Origin of the sequence: Pseudonocardia sp. (assembly GCF_029263155.1) — a bacterium.
Taxonomy (GTDB): Bacteria; Actinomycetota; Actinomycetes; order Mycobacteriales; family Pseudonocardiaceae; genus Pseudonocardia.
The window spans coordinates 1-17,706 of record NZ_JAJCYB010000102.1 but is presented as its reverse complement, the minus strand read 5'-3'; the positions used below and the strand labels follow the sequence as shown (position 1 = coordinate 17,706).

22 protein-coding genes and 1 tRNA gene are annotated in these 17,706 nt (G+C 72.4%); 16 read left to right on the top strand and 7 right to left on the bottom strand.

The window, feature by feature from the left end:
- Positions 1-466: 466 nt before the first annotated feature.
- Complete coding sequence (locus tag Q1K26_RS21200; protein WP_300015793.1) at positions 467-895, bottom strand: NUDIX hydrolase; 429 nt, start codon at positions 893-895, stop codon at positions 467-469.
- Between the two features lie 81 nt (positions 896-976).
- Here Q1K26_RS21200 and Q1K26_RS21195 point away from each other — a divergent pair, with 81 nt between their 5' ends.
- The 10 genes from Q1K26_RS21195 to Q1K26_RS21150 all read left to right on the top strand — a co-directional run bounded on the left by Q1K26_RS21195 (position 977) and on the right by Q1K26_RS21150 (position 6,369).
- Positions 977-1,753, top strand: a complete 777-nt coding sequence (locus Q1K26_RS21195; RefSeq protein WP_300015790.1) for a GntR family transcriptional regulator — start codon at positions 977-979, stop codon at positions 1,751-1,753.
- A 113-nt stretch (positions 1,754-1,866) separates the two neighbouring features.
- Complete coding sequence (locus Q1K26_RS21190; protein ID WP_300015787.1) at positions 1,867-2,262, top strand: hypothetical protein; 396 nt, start codon at positions 1,867-1,869, stop codon at positions 2,260-2,262.
- Entirely contained in the window at positions 2,262-2,486 is a 225-nt protein-coding gene (locus tag Q1K26_RS21185) for a hypothetical protein (protein ID WP_300015784.1), read from the top strand. The genes Q1K26_RS21190 and Q1K26_RS21185 overlap by 1 nt, the downstream gene beginning before the upstream one ends.
- A complete protein-coding gene (locus Q1K26_RS21180) occupies positions 2,483-2,731 on the top strand; it encodes a hypothetical protein (RefSeq protein WP_300015781.1) in 249 nt (82 codons plus the stop codon). Before Q1K26_RS21185 ends, Q1K26_RS21180 begins: the two co-directional genes overlap by 4 nt.
- 40 nt (positions 2,732-2,771) lie before the next feature.
- Entirely contained in the window at positions 2,772-2,942 is a 171-nt protein-coding gene (locus Q1K26_RS21175) for a hypothetical protein (RefSeq protein ID WP_300015778.1), read from the top strand.
- The gene (locus Q1K26_RS21170; protein WP_300015775.1) at positions 2,939-3,250 is read left to right on the top strand and encodes a hypothetical protein; all 312 of its coding nucleotides are present in this window, start codon (positions 2,939-2,941) and stop codon (positions 3,248-3,250) included. Before Q1K26_RS21175 ends, Q1K26_RS21170 begins: the two co-directional genes overlap by 4 nt.
- A 157-nt stretch (positions 3,251-3,407) precedes the next feature.
- Positions 3,408-4,739: an FtsK/SpoIIIE domain-containing protein gene (locus tag Q1K26_RS21165; protein WP_300015772.1), complete on the top strand. Its 1,332-nt coding sequence runs from the start codon at positions 3,408-3,410 to the stop codon at positions 4,737-4,739.
- Positions 4,736-4,900: a hypothetical protein gene (locus Q1K26_RS21160; RefSeq protein ID WP_300015769.1), complete on the top strand. Its 165-nt coding sequence runs from the start codon at positions 4,736-4,738 to the stop codon at positions 4,898-4,900. The genes Q1K26_RS21165 and Q1K26_RS21160 overlap by 4 nt, the downstream gene beginning before the upstream one ends.
- 9 nt (positions 4,901-4,909) lie before the next feature.
- Positions 4,910-5,101, top strand: coding sequence for a helix-turn-helix domain-containing protein (locus Q1K26_RS21155; protein ID WP_300015766.1), 192 nt, complete (start codon positions 4,910-4,912; stop codon positions 5,099-5,101).
- 125 nt (positions 5,102-5,226) lie between these two features.
- Complete coding sequence (locus Q1K26_RS21150; RefSeq protein WP_300015763.1) at positions 5,227-6,369, top strand: site-specific integrase; 1,143 nt, start codon at positions 5,227-5,229, stop codon at positions 6,367-6,369.
- 22 nt (positions 6,370-6,391) lie between these two features.
- Here Q1K26_RS21150 and Q1K26_RS21145 read toward each other — a convergent pair.
- Positions 6,392-6,479: transfer RNA gene (locus tag Q1K26_RS21145), tRNA-Ser, on the bottom strand.
- Positions 6,480-6,649: 170 nt separating this feature from the next.
- Positions 6,650-7,810 carry an endonuclease/exonuclease/phosphatase family protein gene (locus Q1K26_RS21140; protein ID WP_300015760.1) on the bottom strand — a complete coding sequence of 387 codons (1,161 nt, stop codon included), beginning with the start codon at positions 7,808-7,810 and terminating at the stop codon, positions 6,650-6,652.
- An 89-nt stretch (positions 7,811-7,899) separates the two neighbouring features.
- On the opposite strand from Q1K26_RS21140, the gene Q1K26_RS21135 reads away from it, so the two are divergent.
- Positions 7,900-8,856: a neutral zinc metallopeptidase gene (locus tag Q1K26_RS21135; protein ID WP_300015757.1), complete on the top strand. Its 957-nt coding sequence runs from the start codon at positions 7,900-7,902 to the stop codon at positions 8,854-8,856.
- A gap of 46 nt (positions 8,857-8,902) precedes the next feature.
- Here the strand turns inward: Q1K26_RS21135 and Q1K26_RS21130 are convergent, their stop codons facing one another.
- The gene (locus tag Q1K26_RS21130; RefSeq protein WP_300015754.1) at positions 8,903-9,073 is read right to left on the bottom strand and encodes a hypothetical protein; all 171 of its coding nucleotides are present in this window, start codon (positions 9,071-9,073) and stop codon (positions 8,903-8,905) included.
- A 104-nt stretch (positions 9,074-9,177) separates the two neighbouring features.
- Here Q1K26_RS21130 and Q1K26_RS21125 point away from each other — a divergent pair, with 104 nt between their 5' ends.
- Positions 9,178-10,173 carry an NAD(P)H-quinone oxidoreductase gene (locus Q1K26_RS21125; RefSeq protein WP_300015749.1) on the top strand — a complete coding sequence of 332 codons (996 nt, stop codon included), beginning with the start codon at positions 9,178-9,180 and terminating at the stop codon, positions 10,171-10,173.
- Between the two features lie 127 nt (positions 10,174-10,300).
- On the opposite strand, the gene Q1K26_RS21120 is transcribed toward Q1K26_RS21125, so the two are convergent.
- Positions 10,301-11,494 carry an aminotransferase class V-fold PLP-dependent enzyme gene (locus Q1K26_RS21120; RefSeq protein ID WP_300015746.1) on the bottom strand — a complete coding sequence of 398 codons (1,194 nt, stop codon included), beginning with the start codon at positions 11,492-11,494 and terminating at the stop codon, positions 10,301-10,303.
- Between the two features lie 130 nt (positions 11,495-11,624).
- Between Q1K26_RS21120 and Q1K26_RS21115 the strand changes: the two genes are divergently transcribed.
- On the top strand, positions 11,625-12,086 hold the full coding sequence (locus Q1K26_RS21115) for a bacterial proteasome activator family protein (protein ID WP_300015799.1): 462 nt from the start codon (positions 11,625-11,627) through the stop codon (positions 12,084-12,086).
- A 30-nt stretch (positions 12,087-12,116) separates the two neighbouring features.
- On the opposite strand, the gene Q1K26_RS21110 is transcribed toward Q1K26_RS21115, so the two are convergent.
- Positions 12,117-13,922 carry a 5'-nucleotidase C-terminal domain-containing protein gene (locus Q1K26_RS21110; protein ID WP_300015743.1) on the bottom strand — a complete coding sequence of 602 codons (1,806 nt, stop codon included), beginning with the start codon at positions 13,920-13,922 and terminating at the stop codon, positions 12,117-12,119.
- Between the two features lie 232 nt (positions 13,923-14,154).
- Between Q1K26_RS21110 and Q1K26_RS21105 the strand changes: the two genes are divergently transcribed.
- The 3 genes from Q1K26_RS21105 (at position 14,155) to Q1K26_RS21095 (ending at position 17,141) form a co-directional block, all read left to right on the top strand.
- Positions 14,155-14,919, top strand: a complete 765-nt coding sequence (locus Q1K26_RS21105; protein ID WP_300015796.1) for an ABC transporter permease — start codon at positions 14,155-14,157, stop codon at positions 14,917-14,919.
- A 7-nt stretch (positions 14,920-14,926) separates the two neighbouring features.
- Positions 14,927-15,691 carry an ABC transporter ATP-binding protein gene (locus Q1K26_RS21100; RefSeq protein ID WP_300015740.1) on the top strand — a complete coding sequence of 255 codons (765 nt, stop codon included), beginning with the start codon at positions 14,927-14,929 and terminating at the stop codon, positions 15,689-15,691.
- A gap of 421 nt (positions 15,692-16,112) precedes the next feature.
- Positions 16,113-17,141, top strand: coding sequence for a glycosyltransferase family 2 protein (locus Q1K26_RS21095; RefSeq protein ID WP_300015737.1), 1,029 nt, complete (start codon positions 16,113-16,115; stop codon positions 17,139-17,141).
- Positions 17,142-17,162: 21 nt separating this feature from the next.
- On the opposite strand, the gene Q1K26_RS21090 is transcribed toward Q1K26_RS21095, so the two are convergent.
- Positions 17,163-17,570, bottom strand: a complete 408-nt coding sequence (locus tag Q1K26_RS21090) for a GtrA family protein (RefSeq protein WP_300015735.1) — start codon at positions 17,568-17,570, stop codon at positions 17,163-17,165.
- Positions 17,571-17,706 lie beyond the last annotated feature (136 nt).

Here is a 17,706-nt window from a genome sequence, read left to right as displayed (position 1 = left end):
GGGCTGGGGCCCCCCCGGGGGGGCCCCCCCCCACGGCCGGTCCCACTCGGACGATCGTCGCGACGTGTCCGCGGATGCTGTCCGATCAACGTCCACGCCCACCTCGCGCGGCGATCACCGTGCCATCATCGGCCCGTGGGGTTTGCCCCATCCGTGCGCGGCGACCAGGTTGGCGGCTACGGCGTGCGCGGCCCGCTCGATCGGCGGCGACGCGGCCCTCATCGGGCACCCGCGCCGGGGTCGGCGGGCTGGCCGTCGGCGTCGCGGCCGACGTGCCCCGCGTGACCCGTCCGGTGATGTGTGCCGGTGACGGACGTAATCCGGGACATGCCTGCTAGCCGGCTCAACGTGATGAGCGCGGACTCGCCGCTGATACATGCCGTCGCCGCTCTGCGCTGTAAGAGTCCCCGACCGAAGGCTTCGCAAGGCGAGCGCCGACTCTGCGGCTATCGCCGAAGACGAGCGTTCAAGCGGTGACCAGGTTGGTGCCGTCGTGCGCGCGGGTGGCTGGAGAATCTGAGAGTGCGTCGGTGACGCGGACGGCGTACGCCGGGTCCATGTGTGCCGTGATCTCGTCGACGGTCAGCCACGCGATGCGGGTTGCTTCGGCGGTGTTGGTGGCCGCGGCGGTTCGGGGGTGGCAGCGGAAAACGAGGGCGACGATGCCGCGTGGCAGGTTCTTGTAGACGCCGCTGAGGCGCTCGACCTCGACGTCGACGCCGGTCTCCTCGTGCACCTCACGGCGGACGCCGGCTTCGAACGTCTCGTCCAGCTCCAGCACACCGCCGGGCGGTTCCCAGTGGTGGTTGTCGCGGCGCTGAATGGCGAGGATGCGCCCGTCGTCGCGGATGACGATACCGGCGACGCTCACCGAGTGCTTCGGGGTGTCGGCCACCGAGCTGCCTCCAGAGTCTCCAGTTGCTCCTGATGCCTGTAGTGGCCATAAGCTACAGCTATCTACACGCCTGGAGGAGTTGTGGCGCTCGGGTCGCTCGACCGGAGCGGGGATCGCGCCCCGTACCGGCAGATCGCTGACCAGCTGCGCGCCGCGATGGATCGCGGCGACATCGCGGCCGGCGACAAGCTGCCGTCGGAAGCCGAGCTGATGCGCCACTACGACGTGGCTCGGATGACCGTCCGCCAGGCGGTGCAGGAGCTCCGCACCGAGGGGCGGGTCGTCGCCGAGCAGGGCCGCGGCGTGTTCGTCCGGCTGCCGGCACCCGTGCGCCGGCTTGCGTCCGACCGGTTCGCGCGGCGGCATCGGGACGCCGGGCAGGCCGCCTTCCTTGCCGAGGCCGAGAAGGCCGGCGTCACGCCGGGCGTGGACGAGATCGAGGTCGGCCGTGGGCCGGCGCCGGCACTCATCCGGGAACGGCTGAAGCTCGACGATGCCGCGCAGGTCGTGATCCGGTCGCGGCGATATCTCGCTTCCGGCCAGCCCATCGAGACAGCGGTCTCCTACATCCCAGCGGACCTCGCCGCGGGCACCCGCATCGTCGAACACGACAGCGGGCCAGGAGGCATCTACGCGCGCCTGGAGGAGACCGGCCACACCCTCGACCGGTTCACCGAGGAAGTCACCGCGCGGATGCCGACCGCCGACGAGCGGCGCCGCCTGCGGCTCTCCCCAGGGACACCAGTGCTCGCCGTGCTGCGCACCGCCTACGACACGGAGGGTCGCGCCGTAGAGGCGTGCGACACGGTGAAGGCCGCTCCTGCCTACGTTCTGGAGTACGACTTCCCAGCCCGCTGACGCGACGCCCTCCCGTCGACGACAGCTCAACTCCTCTAGGTGCCTAGCTATCTGTGCTACCGTCCACTTGCCTAGAGGACCCGAGCGGGTCCCGGCGACGAGAGGACGGGCTCGTGATCCAGAACTACAAGATCGACCAGGCACGGACGTTCGCAACGCTGATGCTGCTCGGGGTGTCCCCGAAGCTGGCGTTCGGCGACAACGAGCGGCAGGAGACGAGCAAGGCCGGACTGCCGAAGTGGGTTGCCCAGCTCGCGGCGGAGTTCCGGGCGTTCGGGCGCCCTGTCCGGGAGCTGATCAACGTCACGATCGATGCAGAGCGCAACCCGGGCGACGGACTCGCACCGGGGACGTTCATGGAGCTGACCGACTTCGAGATCGGCGTCATGGAGAAGCGCAATCGCGAGGGCCAGCCCATCGGCGTGCAGGTCTGGTACCGGGCCAGCTCCATGCGCCCGATCAATGCCACCGGCGGCAAGCCGCGTCCTGCCGCCGAGGCGGTGAGCTGATGTGCGCGGGATGCGAGCTGACGACGGCCGGCGAGCCGCGCTGCGACCGGCCCGCCGTGGTGCGGATCGTGGATCAGGTCGGTGGGTCCCGGCCGGGCTGCGACCGGCACGGAGTGCGCGCGCTGCGCGCGATCGAGGGGGCGCGGGTGTACCCGCTGACCGGGGAGCACGACGGCTACGCGATCGCGGTCTACCTCAGCGCGCGTGGGGAGGGCCGGCCATGAGGTGGCTCGACCGCATCAGCGGCTACCAGTTCGTCGCCGGGTGGCTCGCGTTCATGTGCGCCTTCGCCCTGGCCTGCGCGGTCTGGCCGGAGCTGGACCGGCTCGCCACGGCGCTGTCCGAGCCGTCCCTATACCTCGGTCTCACGCTGGCCGCAGGCTACCTGGGCTGGTCGGCATGGTCGGAGATCTGGAAGGGGCACCGCCGCCGCCGGGCCGGCGGCCAGAACCGGCAGGTGCGGCGATGAACCGGCCGCGCACACCCGCCGCGGTCGCCAAGCGCGACCGGTGCTGATCTGCGAGAGCTGCCGCTACGCCTGGGAGCCCGCCGTGCCCAGCTGGACCGCCGAGCACGTACAGGCCCTGTCGAACGGCTGCCCTGAGTGCGGGGGCTGGCTCTACCTCGGCGAGATCGCGCCCACCAACCCGACGCCCACACCGAGGAGCGCGCGCACATGACCACCTCGATCCACTCCCCGCTCCTGTCCGTTCCGTCGATGGTCGAAGCCGCGGTCCGCCGGGTCCGCAGCGAGCAACAGCGCGCCGCCGTCCTGATCACCGGCGCGGCCAAGTACCGCCGGCTCTCGACTCTGCACGAGCAGGAGGCCCGGCTGTGGACGCTGCTTGTCCGGCACACGGCCGAACCCGTGCACCGCCGCGCCGCGACCGACGCCCAGTGCGCCGCCCGGGCTCGCGCTCGCGAGTACGCCGAGTTCGCCCAGCACTGGCCCGCGCTCGACGCCGAGCCCGCGGGGCGCACGCCGTGACCGCGCGCGTCCGGCCCCCGCTGACCGACCAGTGCGAGGTCTGCGGGCGGCCGCTGATCAGCCGCCGCGTCCGCCGTCAGGGCCGCTGTGGCGCCCACCCACGACAGACCGTCCTCCCCCAGACGCCCGACCCAGATCGACGCGAAGGAGCGCCGCGATGAATCCGACCGCCATCGACATGACCCCCACGGCCACGACCGACCCGGGACCCGACTACTGGGCGGTGATCCGCACCGCGGCGATCCGCGCTGGCTCGGCGCTGATCCGCGGCACCATCACCGCCTGGCGGTACCTGTGCACGCTGCTGACGCTGGCCCGGCTCGGACTGCTGTGGAAGGCGTCCTGCGCCGCCACCGGCCTGGCGATCCAGCGCACCCAGACCGACCAGTACGGCACCCGGCTGCACACCACCGTGCACGCGGTGCCCCGGCTCGACCGCTACCGGGTGAACGCGCACGGCTGGACCATGCGGGTGCGGCTACGCCCCGGCCAGCACCTCGGGCAGTACACCGAGGCGGCGATCCCGCTGCGGCACACCGCGCGCGTCCAGGCCGTCAAGGCGATCGAGCTGCCCGAACAGCCCGGGTTCCTCGAGCTGCGCATCCTGCGCCGTGACCCGCTCGTCCGGGTCACCGAGCGTCCGCGGGAGATCGAGGCTGGCCGGCTCGCGGTCGGGGCGACCGAGACCGGCGACCCGATGGTCCTGGATTTCACCGAGCACCCGCACTACCAGCTCATCGGCGCCACCGGCTCGGGCAAGTCGATGCTGCTGTCCTGCGTGCAGGCCGCGATCGCGCCGACCGACGGCGTGCTCGTGTTCTGGGACCTCAAGTTCGGGATCGAGGCCGAAGCCTGGCGCGCCCGCTACACCGAGGCCGCCGTCACGCAACGGGAGGTCCTGGCGTCCTGCGGGCGGGTGCTGGGGCTGGCCGAGCAGCGCGCGGCGATCCTGCGCCGGCTGGGCGTGCGCAACGTCGCCGAAGCGGACGCTGCCGGCGTGCACCTGCGACGGGTGTACGTGCTCGTCGACGAGGTCGCCGAGCTGGCCCACGACCACCAGACCGAGAAGATCGCCGACCAGCTGCTCCGGGAACTGCTGCGCATCGTGCAACTGGTCCGTGCGATGGGCATCCACGTCATGCTCTGCGGGCAACGCTTCGGCTCCGACCTGGGCAAGAACATCACCAGCATCCGCGCGCAGGTGTCCGGGCGTGTCTGCCTGCAGGTCAACGACCCCCAGACAGCGGAGATGGTGCTCGGCGGGCTCGCGTCCGAGGACCAGAAGCGCGCCCTGACCCTCGTGCGGCCCGGGATGGCGATCGTGCAGGACGGGCAGCAGTGGCACTACGCCCGCTGCTCCTACCTGACCACCGTCGAGATCCGCGCCCTGGCCGCCGCGCACGCGGACAAGCGCATCGGCTGGGACGAACTCGCCGCCGATGACCAGCTCGCCGCCGCAATTCACAACCGACAGGAGACAGCGAGATGAGTACCGCAACGACCATCGCCGTGACCGTCCTGCTGCTCTCGATCGTCCTCATCGCGCTGGCCTGGAAGGCCCGCGGGGTCGGCCCGCTCGTCCTGGCCGGCGTCGTCCTGGGCGCCGCCGCCGGCATCTCCGCCACCCTGCTCGCCGCTGGCCTCACCTGAGGAGCCCCCGTGACCACCGAGACGACTGTTCAACCGCAACTACTGCTCACCGTCGAGGAGGCCGCAGAGGTCCTGCGCATCGGCCGGACGACGATGTTCGAGCTGATCCGAACCGGGCAAGTCGCCACGGTGCCGATCGGACGCCTGCGCCGCGTCCCGTTGGATGCACTCCGACTGTTCATCCGGGAGCGGCAGCGATGACCCGGCGGAAGGCTGGAACCCGCGCCCCAAACGGCGCGGGCAGCTTCTATCCCGGCGCGGACGGCCGCTGGCACGGTCGGATCACCGTCGGTGTGCGGGACGACGGCCGGCCGGACCGCCGGCACGTGACAGGACGCTCCGAGAAGGAGGTCCGCAAGAAGGCCCGCGACATCGAGAAGGCCCGCGACGACGGCCACCTGCAGAAGCCGGGCCAGGGCTGGACGGTCGAGCAGTGGTTGGCGCACTGGGTGGAGAACATCGCGGCACCCACCGTGCGGCCGTCGACGCTCGCCGGCTACCGGTTCGCTGTTTACAAGCACCTGACACCAGCCATCGGCGCTCACCGCCTGGACCGGCTCGAACCCGAACACCTGGAGAAGGTCTACGTCCGGATGCTGGAGGCCGGCCGGGCGCCCGCCACCGCACACCAGGCACATCGCACGGTCCGGACCGCGTTGAACGTGGCCGTGCGGCGCGGTCACCTCCGCCAGAATCCGGCAGTCCTCGCGAAGCCGCCGAGGCTCGCCGAGTGGGAGGTCGATCCCCTCAGCCTCGACGAGGTGCGCCGGCTGCTCGACACCGCCGGCCGACACCGCAACCGCGCCCGCTGGGCCGTCGCGCTCGCGCTCGGGCTCCGCCAGGGCGAGGCTCTCGGGCTCCAGTGGACGGACGTCGATCTCGACGCGAGTCGGATGGTCATACGGCGCTCGCTGCAACGGCCGAAGTGGGTTCACGGCTGCGGGGGCTCGTGCGGGCGACGGGCGGGCAACTGCCCACAACGCCGGAACGTTCATGCCGTCGCCGCCGAGACGAAGACGCGGGCGGGCCGGCGTGTGATCGGCCTGCCGGCTCCGCTCGTCGATCTTCTCCGCAAGCACCGCGTCGAGCAGGAGAACGAGCGTGTGACCGCCGGGCAGCTCTGGCGTGACGGAGGCTGGATCTTCGCCTCCGAGACGGGCGAGACGATCCACTTCCGGACGGACAACAAGCACTGGAAGGACCTCCTACGGGAGGCCGGCGTCCGGGACGTCCGTCTTCACGACGCGAGGCACACGGCTGCCACCGTCCTCCTGCTGCTCGGCGTCCCGGAGCGTGTGGTCATGAGCCTCATGGGCTGGTCGCACAGCTCCATGGCGGCGCGCTACCAGCACCTCACCGCGGCGATCCGGGCCGACGTCGCCGAGCGCGTCGGGGGCCTGCTCTGGGCCACGAGTGAGACCACAACTGAGACCACCGCCGACCACAACGCCGACGAGGATGGTCGCTGAATGCTGTTTGCGCTGGTAGACCTGGCGGAAGCGGAGGGATTTGAACCCCCGGACCCTTGCGGGTCTCTCGCTTTCAAGGCGAGTGCATTCGGCCGCTCTGCCACGCTTCCCTGCTCGCAGGGTAGCGGCCGGGTCCCGTTCGCACGCAGCGGACGGACGCGGCCGTCCGCCTCGCCGGGCAGCTCGGGGCGACGCCCGTGGGGACACTCGCCCGGTTCCGCGCCGTCACCGACAGCCGGGCGTCCAGGTTCGACCCGAAGCCGGCGCGCGTGCCGTGCGGTCAGCGGAGGCGCAGGTCCACCCACGTCAGGTGGTGGTCGGACGCGTCGTTCAGGCGGGCGAGCGGGTCCTGGGCGGTGGGCCAGTACACGCCGGCGCCCCGGACCTGCAGGGGACGCGACGGCAGGACGTAGTCGACGCGCAGGTTGCCCGGAACGGGTTCGGAGAAGTCGGCGGTGTCCAGCCGCGGGTCGCCGGAGTGCGCCAGGTTCGGGCCGCCCTGCACCTGCGCCGCCTCGACACCCCCGTCGGAACCGGGCATCGGGTCGATCACCCGCTGCGCGGTGAGGATCTGCTGGGCGGCGCCGGGGAACGAGTCGCCGTCGAACGGGTCGGCGTTCTGGTCACCCATGATCACGAACCGCTCGCCGCCACCGAGGCCGCCGCGCTCGCCGTCGTCGTCGTAGAGGGCCCGGGACGCCTGGCCGGGCTGCACGTAGTGGCGCCAGAACAGGATCTCGTCGGCGTTGCGCCGGCCGTTGCGGTCCTCGGGACCGTCGAACGTCGGCGGCGTCGGATGGCTGGCCAGCACGTGCACCGTCCGCTTCCCGACCCGGACCGGCACGTCCCAGTGCGACTTGGACGACAGCGGCAGCACCGCGAGCTCCTCGGGCGTGAAGAAGCCCGCGGGGATCCGGTTGCCGGGCAGGTCGGCCCACCTGAAGTCCTGGAACGTGCGCGCCGCTCCGGTGTCGATCGGGAACCGCGACAGCACGAGCATCCCGAACTGGCCGGGGAAGAACCCGAATCCCAGACCGTCGTCGGGGCCGCCGACGGTGCCGTCGTCGTTGAGGTCGAACCCGCTGGGTACACCGGTGTTGGACGGCGCGATGAACGAGTACGGGTAGTCGATGGGGTCCGCGCCCAGCTCCAGGTAGTTGTCCCGGAACCCGTCGACGGCGGCGGGGTCGTAGTCGAACTCGTTGATCAGCAGCACGTGCGGCCGGACCTGCTGGATCACCTCGGCCACCGCTGCGGCCTGCGGGTCCCCCGGCGCGGAGAGGTCGGCGGCGAGCTCGCCCGCGGCGGCGCGGTTGAGCGAGGCGTTGAAGGTGGCGATGCGCAGTTCCGCCGCGGGGGGCCCGGCGACGGCGGGAGCGGCCGGCAGCACGGAGAGCGCCAGTCCGACGAGCACGGCGACGGTGACGGTGCGTCGGGTCATGGCGTCACCCTGGCAGGTGACCGTGAACGGCCGGTGTCGTCCGGCGGGACGTGTGTGGTGGGATTCCCCCGATCACCGGAGGGACAGCGATGCGGTTCAACGAGAACGCCGATCTCGACACCTCGCAGATCGACGACCTGCGCGGCGGGGGCGGCGGTCGTCGGGGCGGCGGGGCGCTCGGCGGCCGGGTCGCGGCGGGCGGCGGCGGGCTCGGCATCATCGGGCTGATCCTGTACTTCCTGATCTCCCAGCTCGGCGGGTCCGGCCTCGGCGGTCCCGGCGGGGGCTTCGAGCTGCCCGGGGGGCTCACCGGCCTGTCCAGTGGCCAGACGGCCGACACCTCGCAGGCCGCGCAGGCGTGCCGGACCGGTGCCGACGCCAACACCCAGCTCGACTGCGAGGTCGTGGCCGTCGTCAACTCGCTCGACGGCTACTGGACCGACGCGTTCGCCCGCTCCGGCCAGACCTACCAGCCGCCGCGCACCAACTTCTTCACCGGTGGTGTCAACACCGCCTGCGGCAGCGCCAGCTCCGCGGTCGGCCCGTTCTACTGCCCCGGCGACAACGAGGTCTACATCGACCTCACGTTCTTCGAGGAGCTGGAGACCCGCTTCGGTGCCCAGGGCGGCCCGTTCGCGCGCGCCTACGTGATGGCCCACGAGTACGGCCACCACATCCAGGCCCTGCTCGGCACCACATCGCGTGTGCGGTCCGGCGACGTCGGGCCCACCTCGGGATCGGTACGCCTGGAATTGCAGGCCGACTGCTACGCGGGTGTCTGGGCCAACCACGCCACCACGGTGCCCACGTCCTCGGGCCGGCCGCTGATCGTCGAGGTGACGCAGGACGACGTGGCCGCGGCGCTGGACACGGCCGAGCGCATCGGCGACGACTTCATCCAGACCCAGCTCGGCGGCGGGCAGGTGGACGAGAGCCAGTTCAGCCACGGCAGCTCCGCGCAGCGCGAGCTCTGGTACACCGCCGGCTACGAGACCGGTGACCCGTCACAGTGCGACACGTTCGCCCGGGGCGTCGACCTCGGCTGACACCTGAGCCTCGGACCGGCCCCGGCGACGATCGACGGGAAGGCGATCACGCCGCCCCGAGCAAGCCCGGGCAGGGAGCCACGCCGTCGGTGCGCGGCGTCCAGGCCGGACGGCGCAGGTCGGCGGCGTCGAGGACCAGGCGCACGTCCTCGGTGCTCAGCCCGCCGCCCTGGTGGGCCATGCCGAGCCACGACCCGTGCAGCGGCCAGTGGGTCATGGCGGGTCACGCTCCCCCGATCGCCGCGCGGGCGCGAGGAGATAACCCGGGGGCCGAAGGGGCGACGACGCAGGCCCGCAGCGGGAGGGATTAGCGTCGCGCCCATGTATGCGATCACCGTCAGCGAGCCGGGTGGACCCGAGTCGATGCAGTGGACGGAGGTGCCCGATCCCGTCGCGGGGGCGGGCGAGGTCGTCCTCGACGTCGTCGCGAGCGCGGTCAACCGCGCCGACCTCATGCAGCGCCAGGGCCACTACCCGCCCCCGCCGGGCGCCTCGGAGATCATCGGCCTGGAGTGCTCGGGCCGGATCGCCGCACTCGGCGAGGGCGTCGACGGCTGGTCGGTCGGCGACGAGGTGTGTGCCCTGCTGGCCGGCGGCGGCTACGCGGAGCAGGTCGCGGTGCCCGCGGCGCAGCTCATGCCCATCCCGCCGGGGGTCAACCTGGTGACCGCGGCCGGGCTGCCCGAGGTGGCGTGCACGGTGTGGTCGAACATCGTGATGGCCGGACGGCTCGGCTCGGGGGAGACGTTCCTCGTGCAGGGCGGCAGCAGCGGCATCGGGACGCACGCGATCCAGGTGGCGAAGGCGCTGGGGGCGCGGGTGGCGGCCACGGCCGGCGCCCCGGACCGGCTGGAGCGCTGCCGCTCGCTGGGCGCGGACATCGTCATCGACTACCACGACGACATCCCCGACGCTCTCCGGCAGGCCACCGGCGGCCACGGCGCGGACGTCATCCTCGACAACATGGGCGCCAAGGGTCTCGCGGCGAACCTCGACGCCCTGGCCCCCGACGGCCGCCTGGTGATCATCGGGTTGCAGGGCGGGACGAAGGCCGAGCTCGACATCGGCGCCCTGCTGCGCAAGCGGGGCAGCATCACCGCGATGGGGCTGCGCGGCAGGCCCGTGGACGGGCCGAACGGCAAGGGCGCCGTCGTCGCCGAGGTGACCGCCAACGTCTGGCCGATGATCGGCGACGGCCGGGTGCGGCCGATCGTGCACGGCACCGTGCCGATGGAGCGGGCCGCCGCGGCACACGCGCAGTTGGAGGGCGGAGGGGTCGTCGGGAAGCTGCTGCTGACGACGCCCGCGACGGGCTGAGCGGGCGGTCGGTCGGGTCACGGCCCCGCGTGCCGGGGCGCGGGCGACGCCCCGGTTCGGCCCCGTGGATCGGCATGCTCACCGGGCGGATCGGCACACTCGCCCGGCCGGATCGGCGAACTCACAGTCAGCCGAGGGCGGCCAGCGCGTCGACGAGCGTGATGGTCTCGCCGCGGGTGGTGTAGTGACCGAACCCGATGCGGACGACGCCCCCGATCTCGGCGGTGCCCAGGTGGGCGAGCACGCCCTGCTCGCCCGGATCCGGGAACGCGCAGATCCCGTGCTGCGCCAGGTGCTCGGCCACGTCGAAGGCCTTCACGCCGTGGGTGAGCGCCAGCGCCGGGATCCGGTCGCGCGCCGAGCCGAGCACCGTGGTGGTGCTGCCGCTGAGGTCCAGGAGCAGGTCGTCGAGCAGGCGTTCCTGGTAGCGCGACAGCGCGTCGAGGGAGGTCGCGACGCGCTCGCGACGGGTGCCGGTCGCGGTGTCGTCGAGTGCGGCGAGGTGGTCGATCGACGCGACGAGCCCGGCGAGCAGTGGGGCGGGAGCCGGGCTGAGCTCGAGCCGGTGCGGCCCGCGTGCGGTGGGGTCCAGCGCGCAGGCGGTGAGGCGGTCGAGCAGCGCGGGCGCGCGGAACACCAGTGCGCCGAGGTGCGGCCCGCCCCAGGCCGCGGCGTCGAGGACGAGGACGTCGGCCCCGAGCTGGTCGATCTGCGCCGGCCCGTACGCGGCGGCCGCGCAGGCGTCGACGACGAGCAGCGCCCCCGCCTCGCGGGTGTACCGGGCGATGGCCGCGACGTCGGTGCGCACGCCCACCTGGCCCGACGCCGCGGTGAGGGCGACGACCCGGGTGGTGCCGGTGAGCAGCTCGTCGAACTGCCAGGCCGGCAGCTCGCAGGTCTCGATGTCGATCTCGGCCCAGCGCACCGACACCCCGCGCCGCCGGGCCGCCGACATCCAGGGCACCACGTTCGCGGCGTCGTCGAGGCGGGTGACGACGACCTCGTCGCCGAGCGTCCAGGTGTCGCCGAGGGCGTCGGCGAGCCGGCGCAGCAGCTCGGCGGGGCCGGGGCCGAGCACCACGCCGCGGGCGTCGCCGCCGACGAGGTCGGCCACCGCCCGGCGCGCTTCGGTGTCGAGGTCGGCCGCGAGCCGCGACGCCGCGAACGGGCCGCCGGGCATCGAGCGGGTGCGCCGGAACGCCCCCGTCACCGCCGACACGACGTTCTCGGGCGGCTGCATCCCGACCGTAGCGTCGAGGTGCACCCATCCGTCACCGAGTGCGGGCACCAGCCCGCGCACCCGAGCGACGTCGAACGCCATCCGGATACGGTAGCGAGTGCACCTAATCGATCAGTGACCAGCCGAGTGCGGAGTGTGAATCATGAGTTCTCCTGAGAACGGGGCCGAGCAGCAGGTCATGGTGATCGGTCCGGACGGGCAGCCGGTCGGGATGGCGCAGGTCCCCCAGTCCGGCGAGGGAGAGGACGGGGGCATCGGCGGCATGGTCGAACAGCCGGCGAAGGTCATGCGGATCGGCACCATGATCAAGCAGCTGCTGGAGGAGGTGCGCGCCGCGCCCCTGGACGAGGCGTCCCGCGCGCGGCTCCGCGAGATCCACGAGAACTCGATCAAAGAGCTGGAGGACGGTCTCGCCCCGGAGCTGCGCGAGGAGCTCAGCCGCCTGTCGCTGCCGTTCACCGAGGAAGCGACCCCGTCCGACGCCGAGCTGCGGATCGCGCAGGCCCAGCTGGTCGGCTGGCTGGAGGGGCTCTTCCACGGCATCCAGACCGCGCTGTTCGCCCAGCAGATGGCCGCCCGCGCGCAGCTGGAACAGATGCGCCGCGGCCTGCCCCCCGGCGCCACCCCGCCGGAGGGGGGCGGGATGGGCCGCGGGACAGGCCAGTACCTCTGATCGGGTCGCCGCGTCCGGCGGCGACGCGGATCAGTTCAGACGCGTGATCCGGCCCTCGCCACCCTCCGGGTAGTCCGCTGCGGTGACCGTGCCGGCGAGGTCGTCGTCGGCGGTGATGAAGTCGGCCAGTGCCTGCTGGTAGCTCACGCCGACGCTGGTGAAGGGCATCCCGCGGAACGGGTACTGGTCACCGCCACGTGCGGAGAAGTCGTTGGTGGCCACCGAGATCGGCGCGCCGTCGACGACCTGCCCGCCCGTGACGATCACCGTGCCGTCGTCGAGGACGACCTCCAGCACCCGCGAGCCGGGCGTGGTGACGGTGCCGTCGTCGGTCACGACCTGTGCGGGTGCGGCGGCGTCGTAGGTGAACCGGAAGCCCGCGACCTGCGCGAACCGGCCGTCGGCCGGCACGTTGGACACCGCGTTCTCCAGGATCTCCTTGAACTGCGCGCGCGGCACGTCCGGGACGACCGACACGAAGTTCGAGAACGGCGCGATGTCGAAGGTGTCCAGCTCGGTGATCGGACCCGCCGGGATGACCGCGTCGTTGCGGATCCCGCCACCGTTCTGCAGCGCCACCTGCGGCACGGTCACGCCGAACTCGTCCGCGCGGTCGGTGCCCGCATCGAGCAGGGCGTCGGCGAGCAGGTTGCCCAGGTTCGCCTCGGCGCCGCGGACCGCGGCCCGGGTGCCGTCCAGCGCCACCTCGCTCTGCGCGATCACCGTCTGCTCCAACTCGGCGACGAACGCGTCGACCGGGTCCACGACACGGCGCTGGACGAAGCGGTCCGGCTCCACCGCGTCGGGGGCCACCCCGGACACCCGCACCGGACCGGAGCTCTCGTCGATCCGGGTCACCACGCCCTGCGCGTCGAAGTCGACGACGAGGCGGCCCAGGTACTTGTAGTTGCCCGCCGTGGTGACGACGGGGATCTGCACACCGGTCGCGTCGGCCACCGGGAGCGGGTAGCTCAGCGCCTCGCCGGTGCCCGGGTCGGTGCCGATCTCGTCACCGGGGACGAGCAGGTCACCGTCGTTGGCGAGCAGGTCGTCCCCGCCGCCGGCGATCACCACGTCGACGTCGCGAAGCTGCGCCACCAGCTCGCGGTCCTCGGCGACGCTCTGCAGGTGCGAGATCAGGATGATCTTGTTGATGCCCCGCTCCGTGAGCGCGTCGACCTCGGACTGCACGGCTGCCGTCACGTCCGGGTCGACCACCACGTCGCGCGGGCTGGAGATCGAGGCCAGGCCCGGGGTGGTGGCCCCGACGACCCCGATCCTCTCCCGGCCCTCGCGCACGACCGTGCTGGCCGCGATCTGTTCGCGCTCGGCGAGCCGCGCCAGCCGCGGCTCGCCGGAGACGTCCAGGTTGGCCGACAGGAACGGCGTGTTCCGACCGAAACCGGAGATGAAGTCGGCCAGCACGTCGGGACCGAAGTCGAACTCGTGGTTGCCGATGGCGAGCGCGTCGTAGCGGATGCGGTCCAGCGCGATCGAGTCGTAGAACGGGATGCCCTTGTCCAGGCTGGCCCGGAACTCCGGACCGGCCAGGAAGTTGTCGCCGGAGGACAGGGTGATCGCGCCCCCGCCGCCGCGCTGCGCGGCCCGTTCGAGCTGGGACTCCAGCGCGACGAAGCGGGCGATGCCGCCGAAGTCGGGCTGGCCCGGCGCGCCCCGCAGCTGCGACTCGCCGTCGTTGTTGTGCAGGATGGTCAGGGTGAATCCGCCGCGGGGCGGGGCAGCCGATGCCGCGGGTGCGGTGACGAGCGTCGCGGCGCCGACGGCCAGGGCCAGGGCGGTGCCGGTGACGGCCCGCCGGACGGACAGTGGGTGCATCGATGCGGCTCCTTGATCGAGGGAGCCACATCCTCACCCGATCAGGTGAACAACGACACAACGTGCGGCGTATTCCTGGGCCCCTGCACCGGGACGGACCCCGCTGCACCCCCGCCGGTACGCTCGGCGCGTGGCACAGACGGTGACGACGGGCGGCGGAGCGGGCGAGGCGACGCCGCAGCCCGTCGCGGCCGAGCCCGGGCCACGGAGCTGGTCGCGCGCCTTCGGCGATCTGCGGCAGGGCTGGAAGCAGCGCCCGCTGTGGGGCTACCTCGGCTGGCAGGACATCAAGCAGCGCTACCGCCGCTCGGTGCTCGGACCGTTGTGGATCAGCATCACGATGGCCGTGGTCGCCACGGCGATGGGCATCCTCTACGGCACCCTGTTCGACGAGCCGATCGAGACGTTCCTGCCCTACGTCGCCACCGGCCTGCTGATCTGGTACTTCATCAACGGCTGCATCCTCGAGGGCAGCGAGGTCTTCATCGCCAACGAGGGGCTCATCCGGTTCCTGCCCGCCCCGTTGAGCCTGCACGTGTACCGGCTGGTGTGGCGCCAGAGCCTGTTCTTCGCCCACAACCTCGTGGTGTGGGCCGTCCTCGTGCTCATCTTCCCGCGCCCGCTGGGCTGGTCGGTGCTCATGGCGATCCCGGCGTTCGTCCTGCTGGTGCTCAACGGGGCCTGGATCGCGATGCTCACGGGCATCATCGCCACCCGCTTCCGCGACATCCCGCCGATCATCGCGAGCCTGTCGCAGCTGCTGTTCTTCATGACGCCGATCGTGTGGTCCTACGAGCGACTGCGCGGCAACCCGCTGGCCGCGTACGTCGAGCTCAACCCGGTGATGCACTTCGTGGAGATCATCCGTCAGCCGCTGATCGGCGACCCGATCGTCTGGCGGCACTGGGCCGTCGTCGGGGGCATCACGGTCGTCGGTTGTCTCGTGGCGCTGGTCGCGCTGCGCAACTACCGTTCCCGCGTCGCGTACTGGGTCTAGAGGTCACATGGTCAGCATCGACATCGAGGGCGCAGCCGTCGACTTCCCGATCTTCGACGCCAAGACGCGGTCGCTGAAGAAGGCCGTGCTCGGCAAGGCCGGGGGTCGCATCGGCACCGGGAACAAGGTGCCCATCATCGAGGCGCTGCGCGACATCACGCTGTCGCTGCGCCAGGGCGACCGGGTCGCGCTCGTGGGGCACAACGGCGCCGGGAAGTCGACGCTGCTGCGGCTGATGTCGGGCATCTACGAGCCCACGCGCGGCCGCGCGGCCGTCGTCGGCAAGGTGGCGCCGGTGTTCGACCTCGCCGTGGGCATGGACCCGGAGATCTCCGGCCTGGAGAACATCCTCATCCGCGGCCTGTTCCTGGGCATGACGCGCAAGCAGATGGAATCCCGGGTGGACGACATCGCGGAGTTCACCGAGCTCGGCAACTACCTCGACATGCCGCTGCGCACCTACTCCACCGGCATGCGGGTCCGGCTGGCGCTGGGCGTCGTCACGAGCATCGACCCGGAGATCCTGCTGCTCGACGAGGGCATCGGCGCGGTCGACGCCGAGTTCCTGGCCAAGGCCCGCAAGCGGTTGTTCGAGCTGGTGGAGCGCGCCGGGATGCTGGTGTTCGCCTCGCACTCCGACGAGTTCCTCGCCGACCTGTGCAGCACCGCGATCTGGCTGGAGCACGGCACGGTCAGGGAGCACGGCCCGCTGCGCGACGTGCTGCACCACTACAAGGGCCGCGACGTCCTCGCGGAGCTCGAAGCGCGGTGACCCCGCCCGCCGGGGTGGAGGTGGCCGGGGCCGGGCGTGACGGGCACGGTCGGGCCCGGGCCGGGCGTCACGGGCACCGTCGGGCCGGGGCCGGGGCCGGGCGTGACGGGCACCGTCGGTCCGGGCCCGCCCTGCCCGGGGCCGACGGGCCCGTGATCGACGGACCCGTGATCGACGGACCGGAACCCTCAGGTGTGCCCCGCCGCGCTCCCGGTTCCGACACGGTGATCACGGACGAGCCGGTACGCCGCGCGCACCTCGGCCCCCACGACCGCGCCGTCCCCGCCGTGGGGACGGGGTCCCGGCCGGGACGAGACACCGCGGACCGGGGCCTTGATCGACGGACGGGAACCCTCGGGCGTATCCCACACCCGGCCCCCCGTGCGGTGACCCCATCCGACGCCACCCGGTCCACCCCGTCATGATCAACGAAACGGAACCGGCAGGCGCGCCCGAACCCGTTCCCGGTTCCCGAACCCCGATCAAGGCCGAGCGGACCGACGCCGCTCCGGGCACCGGCCCGGCCGCCGCACCCGACCGTCCGCTCGGCCCGGACTCGGTGGTCGCGGTCGTCGTCACCCGCCACCGCGCCGCCCTGCTCACCGAGGCGCTGGCCGTGCTCGCGACGCAGACCCACCGGGTCGACCACCTCATCGTCGTGGACAACGGACCCGACCGGCCCGCCCGCGACGTCGTGGACGGCTGCGGCATCCCCGCCACCTGGCTCCCGTCCTGGAGCAACCTCGGCGGCGCGGGCGGGTTCGCGCTCGGCATGCTGCACGCGCTCGCGATGGGCGCGGGCTGGGTCTGGCTCGCCGACGACGACGGGCGCGCGGCCGACGACACCGTGCTGGCCACCCTGCTCGACCTCGCGCGGCGGCGCGGGCTGGCGGCCGTCTCCCCCACCGTCGCGGACCTCGACGAGCCCGACCGCCTCGCGTTCCCGGTGCGCCGTGGCCTCACCTGGCACAGCTCCCGCGCGGCACTGGCCACCGCCGAGGGTGCCGATCCCGAACTGCTGCCGGGCATCGCGGCCCTGTTCAACGGCGCGCTGTTCCGGGCGTCCACCCTCGACGTCGTCGGCGTGCCGGACCTGCGGCTGTTCGTCCGCGGCGACGAGGTGGAGATGCACCGCCGCCTGGTGCGCTCGGGGCTCCCGTTCGGCACCGCGCTGCGGGCCGCGTACCTGCACCCGGCCGGGCGGCACGAGGACAAGCCGATGCTGGGCGGGCGGCTGCACGCGCGCGACCCCGAGGACGAGGTCAAGCGCTACTACACCTACCGCAACCGCGGCTACCTGATCTCCCAGCCCGGGATGCGCCGCGTGGGGCTGCTGGAGCTGCCCCGCTTCGGCTGGTACTTCCTCGTCACCCGGCGCAGCCCGCGCGAGTTCGGCACCTGGCTGCGGCTGATCCGCCAGGGCCGGGCGGAGCGCTTCCACCGCGCCTGACCACGGGCGTCGCGAGCGTTGTCAGGTGCGGAAGACGACCGTGCGCAGCATGACGAAGTTGACGGCGGTGGCCGTGCCCTGCGCGATGACCCAGGCCATGACGAACCGCAGCGCCAGCCCGTCGGGCAACAGCGTGAGGGCCAGCGTGTTCATGCCGACGTTGAGCGCGAACGTGGTGACGTAGAGGAGCACGAACCCGGCGAACCGGGCCCGGCCGCCCGCGCTCGCGGTGAAGGTGAAGCGGCGGTTGAGCAGGTACGCCGTGGTGGTGCCCAGGATGAAGCTGGTGCCCTTCGCCGCCGGCACCCAGACACCGGCGGCGAGGAGCAGGAAGTACACGCCGAAGTCGACGAGCGCCGCCACCGCGCCGACGGCGACGAAGCGGACGAGCTGCCCGCGCAGACCCATCGGCTGCTCGGTGACGGTCATTGGTAGTCAGGGGCGCAGGGACCGCGTAGCGGTCCTGTTTCCCCATCCCCCTTTCAATCCGTACGTGCGGTTTTCCCGCATACGGCTTACCGACGATCTTCTGGACATGGTTACGCCGCCCTCGGGTATCGGATGG